This is a genomic window from Ruminococcus sporogenes, from assembly GCF_054655175.1.
This window is the reverse complement of record NZ_BAAHOA010000031.1, coordinates 1-1,072: the sequence shown is the minus strand read 5'-3', so window position 1 is coordinate 1,072 and position 1,072 is coordinate 1. Positions and strand designations below refer to the sequence as shown.

The following is a 1,072-nucleotide window of genomic DNA, read 5'->3' as shown; positions in this document are numbered from 1 at the left end:
TATGGGCTCAACCTGTAGATTGCATTTGAAACTGTTGTTCTTGAGTGAAGTAGAGGTAAGCGGAATTCCTAGTGTAGCGGTGAAATGCGTAGATATTAGGAGGAACATCGGTGGCGAAGGCGGCTTACTGGGCTTTTACTGACGCTGAGGCTCGAAAGCGTGGGGAGCAAACAGGATTAGATACCCTGGTAGTCCACGCTGTAAACGATGATTACTAGGTGTGGGGGGACTGACCCCTTCCGTGCCGCAGTTAACACAATAAGTAATCCACCTGGGGAGTACGACCGCAAGGTTGAAACTCAAAGGAATTGACGGGGGCCCGCACAAGCAGTGGAGTATGTGGTTTAATTCGAAGCAACGCGAAGAACCTTACCAGGTCTTGACATCGTATGAATAGACTAGAGATAGTTGAAATCCCTTCGGGGACATATAGACAGGTGGTGCATGGTTGTCGTCAGCTCGTGTCGTGAGATGTTGGGTTAAGTCCCGCAACGAGCGCAACCCTTACCATTAGTTGCTACGCAAGAGCACTCTAATGGGACTGCCGTTGACAAAACGGAGGAAGGTGGGGATGACGTCAAATCATCATGCCCCTTATGACCTGGGCTACACACGTACTACAATGGCAATAAAACAGAGGGAAGCAAAACAGCGATGTGGAGCAAATCCCGAAAAATTGTCTCAGTTCAGATTGCAGGCTGAAACTCGCCTGCATGAAGTCGGAATTGCTAGTAATCGCAGATCAGCATGCTGCGGTGAATACGTTCCCGGGCCTTGTACACACCGCCCGTCACACCATGGGAGTCGGTAACACCCGAAGCCGATAGTCTAACCTGCAAAGGAGGACGTCGTCGAAGGTGGGATTGATGACTGGGGTGAAGTCGTAACAAGGTAGCCGTATCGGAAGGTGCGGCTGGATCACCTCCTTTCTAAGGAGCGAAAAGACGAAAGAGTCTGAAAGTTCCGGTCAGACAAGGGTTAAAAGCATTGTTTAATTTTGAAGATATCAGGAAGTCGGGGGTGTAGCTCAGCTGGGAGAGCACCTGCTTTGCAAGCAGGGGGTCAGGAGTTC

1 rRNA gene is annotated in these 1,072 nt (G+C 50.3%); it reads left to right on the top strand.

The features are described from left to right. Positions 1–929 (top strand): 16S ribosomal RNA (locus ACYQ0N_RS15295); the annotation flags it as partial. Positions 930–1,072: the final 143 nt, after the last annotated feature.